The 8,176-nt window shown below is 40.5% G+C and carries 4 protein-coding genes, 2 tRNA genes, 1 rRNA gene and 1 pseudogene; 5 read left to right on the top strand and 3 right to left on the bottom strand.

What is annotated here, in order from left to right; genetic code table 11:
• A pseudogene (locus VCHSUH04_RS03410) lies at window positions 1–458 on the top strand (IS256 family transposase); the annotation flags it as partial.
• A 33-nt stretch (window positions 459–491) separates the two neighbouring features.
• On the opposite strand, the gene VCHSUH04_RS03415 reads toward VCHSUH04_RS03410, so the two are convergent.
• Together VCHSUH04_RS03415 and sstT are read right to left on the bottom strand one after the other, a co-directional pair.
• A complete protein-coding gene (locus VCHSUH04_RS03415) occupies window positions 492–2,009 on the bottom strand; it encodes an NAD(P)/FAD-dependent oxidoreductase (protein WP_105085358.1) in 1,518 nt (505 codons plus the stop codon).
• Between the two features lie 227 nt (window positions 2,010–2,236).
• Window positions 2,237–3,457, bottom strand: a complete 1,221-nt coding sequence (gene sstT / locus VCHSUH04_RS03420; protein WP_105085359.1) for a serine/threonine transporter SstT — start codon at window positions 3,455–3,457, stop codon at window positions 2,237–2,239.
• A gap of 343 nt (window positions 3,458–3,800) precedes the next feature.
• Between sstT and VCHSUH04_RS03425 the strand changes: the two genes are divergently transcribed.
• Window positions 3,801–4,547, top strand: a complete 747-nt coding sequence (locus VCHSUH04_RS03425; RefSeq protein WP_105085360.1) for a ubiquinone/menaquinone biosynthesis methyltransferase — start codon at window positions 3,801–3,803, stop codon at window positions 4,545–4,547.
• Here the strand turns inward: VCHSUH04_RS03425 and VCHSUH04_RS03430 are convergent.
• Window positions 4,528–5,259 (bottom strand): SIMPL domain-containing protein, encoded by a 732-nt coding sequence (locus tag VCHSUH04_RS03430; protein WP_105085361.1) that lies wholly within the window; start codon window positions 5,257–5,259, stop codon window positions 4,528–4,530. The genes VCHSUH04_RS03425 and VCHSUH04_RS03430 overlap by 20 nt on opposite strands.
• Window positions 5,260–5,851: 592 nt before the next feature.
• Between VCHSUH04_RS03430 and VCHSUH04_RS03435 the strand changes: the two genes are divergently transcribed.
• The 3 genes from VCHSUH04_RS03435 to VCHSUH04_RS03445 all read left to right on the top strand — a co-directional run bounded on the left by VCHSUH04_RS03435 (window position 5,852) and on the right by VCHSUH04_RS03445 (window position 7,849).
• Window positions 5,852–7,414 (top strand): 16S ribosomal RNA (locus tag VCHSUH04_RS03435).
• 153 nt (window positions 7,415–7,567) lie between these two features.
• Window positions 7,568–7,644 (top strand) — tRNA-Ile (locus VCHSUH04_RS03440).
• 129 nt (window positions 7,645–7,773) lie between these two features.
• Window positions 7,774–7,849, top strand: a tRNA-Ala gene (locus VCHSUH04_RS03445).
• Window positions 7,850–8,176: the final 327 nt, after the last annotated feature.

Below are 8,176 nucleotides of genomic sequence, written 5' to 3' on the forward strand. Positions count from 1 at the left end.
GAGTATTTCTATCAGAAATGACCGTTGATGAAAATGGTACGATACGACCTAAACACGAACGACTTATAAAAGCAGAAAATTCCTTAGTTAAATTAATCAATAAAAGATGTTTGTTTACTTACTTAGGTACATCGTTAACATGTACCTGTCCAGCTACTAATAATCGTATAGAAGGTGGCGTAAATGCTCAGTTACGCGCTATGTTACGTAATCATAGAGGAATGTCTATTGAAAGACGAATAAAAGCGGTGTTCTGGTGGTGCTATATGCACTCACCGAACCCGCTTTCTAATGCAGAAATACTTAAGGTTATGCCGACCAACAAGAGTATTTCTGATATATATCATACCATACATGAACAATCTAGGTTAGAAGCCTCTATTCCAACTTGGGGTGATGCTATTGTTTGGAGTGATTTGCATAATTATGATCGCCTATTTACCAATCTTTGGGACTGAAATAGCAACACTTTTTGTCCTATAACCCTATTATTACCAACGATTTTCGTAGTATACTTGTGTCCACATGATGACCTCTACAAGAGAAGGATGTGGGCTCATAGTTTCACCTACAGTGATAACGGATTTAGGATCCATTTCGCGAGTAATACCTCTTTCACGTAAGCGTTTAGTACGTTCAGAAGCGATTTCTTCATTAATTGCAGTCAATGGCGTTACACCGCTGTTCATAAGGTTTACATATGGTTGGAAGAGGATAGATGCTTGAGGGCCTGTTACATGCATACCAAGGATATGGTTAGTATCTTTGTCTACCACGATTTTTACAAAGCCGTCATTTACATCGCCAGGGTTTATACCCATTGCGTAGCCTTTAGCTGTGGAGGAGTAGTAGTTTTTACCTACACCTACATTGTAACCAGCTTTAATAGCTTCTGCTTCAGTAAGACCTACGCTACCAATCTCAGGGTAGGAGAAGGTAACCTTTGGCAATGTATCATAGCGTGCCCAACGGAAATCTTCTTCGTTTTTAGCAAAGTATAGGTTGTGGGCGATAATATCAGCTTCATAGTTCGCACGATGGCGGAATGCAGGCTCGCCGTTTACGTCACCTAACGCATAGATACCATCAACGGATGTTTCTAAGAATTCATTAGTTTTAATCCAGCCCTTTGGCCATGTTTCAATACCTGTGTTTTCGAGATGGAGCTCTTCTACAGCTGGACGAATGCCGGCTGCTACAAGGATTTCTTCAACTTTAGTTTCTAAAATTTCGCCAGTAGTGCGATCTTTAGTGACTACTACTTTAAGACCATCTTCTTGACGGATTTCAACCGTGTCTTGATTTAGGACTACATTGATGCCACGTTCTCTGTAGTTATTCAACAAGAATTCAGATACTTCTGCATCTTCTTTAGGTACTAAACGTACATTATGTTGAAGGATTGTTACCTCTGTACCAGCAGATGCAAATACGTGTGCGAATTCAACACCGATTGGACCTGCACCGAGTACAGCAAGGGATTTGTATGGTTGTTTAGGGAATTTATCGCCAAAGAGGCTTTCACTAGAAAGGAAACCTGCCTCTTGAAGACCTGGTACATTCGGTATATTACTATAACCGCCAGTACCAAGGATAATCGTTGGAGCTGTGATTTCTACGATACCAGAGCCATCGTTAAGGTGGATGTTCATAACCTTATCGGACACAAAGCTTGCAGCACCGCGATATACATCTACGTTGTCATAAGCGTTATAGTAATCATAGATGCCTGCAGACTCGTCGATTTTATGCCATGTACGTTTAGCTACAGTATCCCAATCCATTGTTGCATCGCCAACATTGACGCCTATTTTTTTGAACTCTTCTACCTCTTGAATGGCATTAGCTGCTGTAACCATTACTTTCGTAGGAATACAACCGCGAGTTAGGCATGTACCACCAAATTTACCTTTTTCTATGATGGCTACTTTTAACCCTTTTTTGATAGCAGCATCAGCTACGATTGTGGCACCACCTGTACCAACGACAATAATATCATATTGTTTCATGTTGATTCCTTTCTATTTATATCAATTAATAGTTATTATCATTAACTCTATTATAACACTATATTGAATAAAATCAATATAGATATATCGTTTGATTTTCAGAGTTTGCTTTTATATTATACAATGAATATATTTATAAGTTGTATAGTAATCTATTATTTATGACTTTCAAATACGAAAAAAGACAGTCCCGAAGGACCGTCTTTAGTATGTTTGTATAGTGGTATTTAATTCCAGTTTTCGTGATAGCCACGTTTTGCATAATCTGCAGTAGCAGTGAAGAGAATATCTGTACTGGAGTTAAGTGCTGTTTCAGTGGAGTCTTGTAAAACGCCGATGATGAAGCCTACACCTACAACTTGCATTGCGATGTCATTAGAGATACCAAATAGAGAACAAGCAAGAGGAATTAGAAGTAGGGAACCACCAGCAACGCCAGAAGCACCACAAGCACCGATAGTAGCAATAACAGATAAGAGAATTGCTGTAGGGATATCTACAACGATTCCAAGTGTATGGGCAGCAGCTAATGTCATGATTGTAATTGTGATCGCTGCACCACCCATGTTGATTGTTGCACCCAATGGAATGGATACGGAATACATATCAGGGTTAAGTTTTAAACGTTTTGCTAAATCGAGGTTAACAGGGATGTTTGCAGCAGAGCTACGAGTAAAGAACGCATAGATTGCAGATTCACGTAAACATTTGAAAACCAATGGATATGGATTACGGCGAAGATATACAAAAGATAGAAGTGGGTTTACTATTAATGCTACGAAAATCATAGAACCAAGTAGTAATACGAGTAATTGGAAATAACCAATTAAAGCTTCAATACCGTTAGTAGCAATAGAGTCAGCTACGAGACCCATGATACCAAGAGGAGCAAAGCGGATAATCCAACCTACTACTGTTGTAATAGCTTGAGCGATAGACTCCATTACTTCCTTAGTATTCATTGGTGCATGGCGTAAAGCGCCACCAATGATAAGTGCCCAGCCTAAAATACCGATATAGTTAGCAGTCATCAAGGCTTTTACTGGATTATCAACAATATTTTTTAAAAGTGTTTTCATTACCTCTACGATACCTTGTGGTGGAGCTGCATCGGCTGCACTAGCTGCAAGGTGTAATGTAGTAGGGAACATAAAGCTTACGACTACAGCAAGCGCTGCAGAAAGGAATGTACCTAATAAATATAATGTGATTACAGATCCCATCCCTGTTTTTTGGCCAGAACGGTGTTTACTGATGGCTGCAATTACAAGAAAGAATACGAGGATTGGTGCAATCCCTTTTAAAGCACCAACAAAGAGAACGCCTAATAAAGCTAATTCATTTGCCACATCTGGCACGTATAGAGCTGTCAAAATACCAATAATCAAACCTATGATAATTTGTTGGATTAGACTGACTCTATTGATTGTTTTTACAAATCGATTCATAGTACACTCCAATACTTAATAAAAACTAATAAAAGACCATGGAAAAGATATCTTTTCGTCATGGACATATGTCATTATACAACGAACACAGGATGGTGGCAATAGATAATATCATAGTTGTTTATATATAGTTAAGTTAGATCTACTGTGATTGATAACGATGTTTATTTTGTAATATACTAATTTTAACAGTAGTGAATATATGGTTTTAACTAAATATGTGCTTATTACATAATTACTATATATAGTATATATAATAGGATTCTTTTGATAGAAGGCATAGTATGATATACTATGCGAGTAAAGAGTTTGAATATAGTTCTTGATTAGTGAAAGGACCATAATGAATACTAAAGAATTTAAAACATATGCCGATAAAGAGCAATTTGTACAAGGTGTTTTTTCTAATATTGCAAAAAACTATGATTTAATGAATACAGTCTTAAGCTTTGGACAAGATTATTTTTGGCGCAAATTCTCTGTAAAAGCAATGAATATTGGTCCTCACCAACGTGTGCTTGATGTAGCATGTGGTACTTGTGTGTTTACAAAGGAAGCGTTACGTCAAGAACCAACATTAAGAGTAGAGGCTTTGGACTTTAATAGTGAGATGCTTGATCAAGGTCGTGTACGCATTGAAGATGCTGGTTTAATAGATCAAGTTAATCTTGTTCAAGGTGATGCGATGGCATTACCATATGCAGATAACACATTTGATGCTGCTATGAGCGGATTTGCAATGCGTAATGTGCCAGATATTAAACAAGTGCTATCTGAAATGCAACGTGTTGTAAAGCCAGGTGGGAAAGTAGTTGTGTTAGAACTCGCAAAGCCAAGCATGTTTGGTTTTAAACAGTTATATAATTTCTACTTCTCCTATATATTACCTATTATAGGTAAGTTAAGTAAGGATAATTCCTCTTATGCATGGTTGCCAGAATCCTTACGCAGATATCCTCATCAAAGCGAGATTATTGAAATCTGGAAATCTTTAGGATATGAAAATGCCACCTATCATGAATTGACAGGCGGCATTGTAGCGGTCCACGAAGGTGTGGTACCAGAAAATTCTATTGTAAATAATAAGTAATATTAGCGTCTTGAGAAACTACTAATGATCCTTTTTCAACAGGAGTAGCAGTTTCGAGAGACGCTTTTAACATTACGGCGTTACGATAGGAACCAGAGTCCATAGAGCTTGTTTGTGGTGTGCTGATAGAAACGGTTTTTACAGGGCCTAAAGTACGACCAAGGGCTGCAGCAATAACCTCAGCTTTATGACGACCATCTTGAATTGCTTCGGTAGTTAAAGAATCAGACAGTTGTTGAGATACATCATTTTGGAATGAAAGGTTATTGATATCATTGGCGCCAGCGCTAACAGCAGCATCGACAGCCTTTCCTACATTATCAAGATTGTTGATTTTTACAGTCACACGATTTGCTACACTATAACCAGTGTTGATTCGTTTACCATCTTGATAATCACTTGTAGGGTTAATAGAAATGTTAGATGTGTAAATATCTTTTTTGTCGATACCTAAATGACCTAACTTGCTGATTAAATCACTCATGATGCGATCGTTATTGGATTTTGCAGCATTGATATTAGTGTTTTCACTAGTAATACCAAGTGTTAAAATCGCATAGTTAGGTGCTACAGAACGAGAGGCTTCGCCTGTAATTTGAATTTCTGAGGTATCAAATGTACCTTGTGGTGCAGCAAAGGCTACAGTGGCCATAGTTGCACATACCGCAGCAATAGCAACTGTTTTAGATAATAAACGTTTGGATAATTTCATACTCAATCTCCTCACACATTATTATAGTATTAATTATAACTACTATAATAAAAGACTAAACTGAAATATAGAGCTAATTCAAAATTAAAATATAGTATTAAATAGTATATAACTATATAACTACATAAGTGAAAGAGTCTATATTACAGCTACATTATACAAAATAGATTGTATAAAATCAATCTTTAGTTTTAGGTTGGAAAATGAATGTGCAATGAAAGTAGTGTGAAATTGAGAATTGGGGGTTGCCATTATTTTTTTGTTATACTATAATATGCATACAGTCGTTCGAACGACTGTTTCTTAATGAGTGTAGGAATACACTTTGAAGTTCGAAAGAACTTCAAAAAAGATTATAAAATGTGTTGACATGAAAGTGCTCACATGTTATTATAATCAAGTCGTCAGATGGCGCTTCACTAAAGCGTGAAACTGATAACAGATCTTTGAAAACTGAACAATGATAGGTAATCAATCATATGATTGAACATATGCCAGAGTGCGGGTTTTGACATAGTCAAAACCAACCATAATTCAAAGTTACTTAAATGTAACGACAACAAATAATGAGCTATTCAAATAGCTTCAAGATATCTTGGAGAGTTTGATCCTGGCTCAGGACGAACGCTGGCGGCGTGCTTAACACATGCAAGTCGAACGAAGAGCGATGGAAGCTTGCTTCTATCAATCTTAGTGGCGAACGGGTGAGTAACGCGTAATCAACCTGCCCTTCAGAGGGGGACAACAGTTGGAAACGACTGCTAATACCGCATACGATCTAACCTCGGCATCGAGGATAGATGAAAGGTGGCCTCTATTTATAAGCTATCACTGAAGGAGGGGATTGCGTCTGATTAGCTAGTTGGAGGGGTAACGGCCCACCAAGGCGATGATCAGTAGCCGGTCTGAGAGGATGAACGGCCACATTGGGACTGAGACACGGCCCAGACTCCTACGGGAGGCAGCAGTGGGGAATCTTCCGCAATGGACGAAAGTCTGACGGAGCAACGCCGCGTGAGTGATGACGGCCTTCGGGTTGTAAAGCTCTGTTAATCGGGACGAAAGGCCTTCTTGCGAATAGTTAGAAGGATTGACGGTACCGGAATAGAAAGCCACGGCTAACTACGTGCCAGCAGCCGCGGTAATACGTAGGTGGCAAGCGTTGTCCGGAATTATTGGGCGTAAAGCGCGCGCAGGCGGATTGGTCAGTCTGTCTTAAAAGTTCGGGGCTTAACCCCGTGATGGGATGGAAACTGCCAATCTAGAGTATCGGAGAGGAAAGTGGAATTCCTAGTGTAGCGGTGAAATGCGTAGATATTAGGAAGAACACCAGTGGCGAAGGCGACTTTCTGGACGAAAACTGACGCTGAGGCGCGAAAGCCAGGGGAGCGAACGGGATTAGATACCCCGGTAGTCCTGGCCGTAAACGATGGGTACTAGGTGTAGGAGGTATCGACCCCTTCTGTGCCGGAGTTAACGCAATAAGTACCCCGCCTGGGGAGTACGACCGCAAGGTTGAAACTCAAAGGAATTGACGGGGGCCCGCACAAGCGGTGGAGTATGTGGTTTAATTCGACGCAACGCGAAGAACCTTACCAGGTCTTGACATTGATGGACAGAACCAGAGATGGTTCCTCTTCTTCGGAAGCCAGAAAACAGGTGGTGCACGGTTGTCGTCAGCTCGTGTCGTGAGATGTTGGGTTAAGTCCCGCAACGAGCGCAACCCCTATCTTATGTTGCCAGCACTTCGGGTGGGAACTCATGAGAGACTGCCGCAGACAATGCGGAGGAAGGCGGGGATGACGTCAAATCATCATGCCCCTTATGACCTGGGCTACACACGTACTACAATGGGAGTTAATAGACGGAAGCAATACCGCGAGGTGGAGCAAACCCGAGAAACACTCTCTCAGTTCGGATCGTAGGCTGCAACTCGCCTACGTGAAGTCGGAATCGCTAGTAATCGCAGGTCAGCATACTGCGGTGAATACGTTCCCGGGCCTTGTACACACCGCCCGTCACACCACGAAAGTCGGAAGTGCCCAAAGCCGGTGGGGTAACCTTCGGGAGCCAGCCGTCTAAGGTAAAGTCGATGATTGGGGTGAAGTCGTAACAAGGTAGCCGTATCGGAAGGTGCGGCTGGATCACCTCCTTTCTAGGGAGACATACACCAGGCCAAGAGCTTGGATGTCACTTAGGTCGACACTTTGGCCAGTAAGTAGACGTAGCATATGCGCTAGCTGTACTTACACACCTAACATTGTTCGGTTTTGAGAGATCTGTAAAAAGACTCTCAATCTACAGATATGGGCCTATAGCTCAGCTGGTTAGAGCGCACGCCTGATAAGCGTGAGGTCGGTGGTTCGAGTCCACCTAGGCCCACCAGTTGGCTCATATAACTTGAAATACACTTTGTGTAAAGTACAGACACTAAGAGCTAATTTAATAGGTAAAACTTATAAAAGATAACGGATTCTTCGGAATGGATTATCGAGACTTAAGTTAACCCATTACGGGGGCGTAGCTCAGTTGGGAGAGCACCTGCCTTGCAAGCAGGGGGTCAGGAGTTCGAATCTCCTCGTCTCCACCATTTAGTATTTGACAGCTGGTCTGTTATGTACTAAAATAACAAAGCTGATTTAAACAATCAGTTACAATTTAATAGATTTCGATGGATATCTAGGCGCATGAGATGAACGACGTCGCCGCGTAATGGTAATTACGCAAGACAAGTGAAACGAATGCAACGACGATAGACGCGAAATATATGAATTGTTTGTTCTTTGAAAACTGCATAGAAGAATTAATATATATTTGTAAGGTCATCTCTTAGAATTTCTAAGTAGGTTGACCCGAGCACATAGGAAATAATTCTCTGACTTAATGGTGACGTACATGAAAATGTACGGCTACAAAA

The sequence above is a fragment of the Veillonella sp. T14073-2 genome (genome assembly GCF_002959875.1).
Classification (GTDB): Bacteria; Bacillota; Negativicutes; order Veillonellales; family Veillonellaceae; genus Veillonella; species Veillonella infantium.

Excerpts from the sequence above, each read along its gene's own strand:
- VCHSUH04_RS03425 (WP_105085360.1), top strand. The coding sequence starts at position 3,801 with ATGAATACTAAAGAATTTAAAACATATGCCGATAAAGAGCAATTTGTA.
- VCHSUH04_RS03430 (WP_105085361.1), bottom strand. The coding sequence starts at position 5,259 with ATGAAATTATCCAAACGTTTATTATCTAAAACAGTTGCTATTGCTGCG.
- sstT (WP_105085359.1), bottom strand. The coding sequence starts at position 3,457 with ATGAATCGATTTGTAAAAACAATCAATAGAGTCAGTCTAATCCAACAA.
- VCHSUH04_RS03415 (WP_105085358.1), bottom strand. The coding sequence starts at position 2,009 with ATGAAACAATATGATATTATTGTCGTTGGTACAGGTGGTGCCACAATC.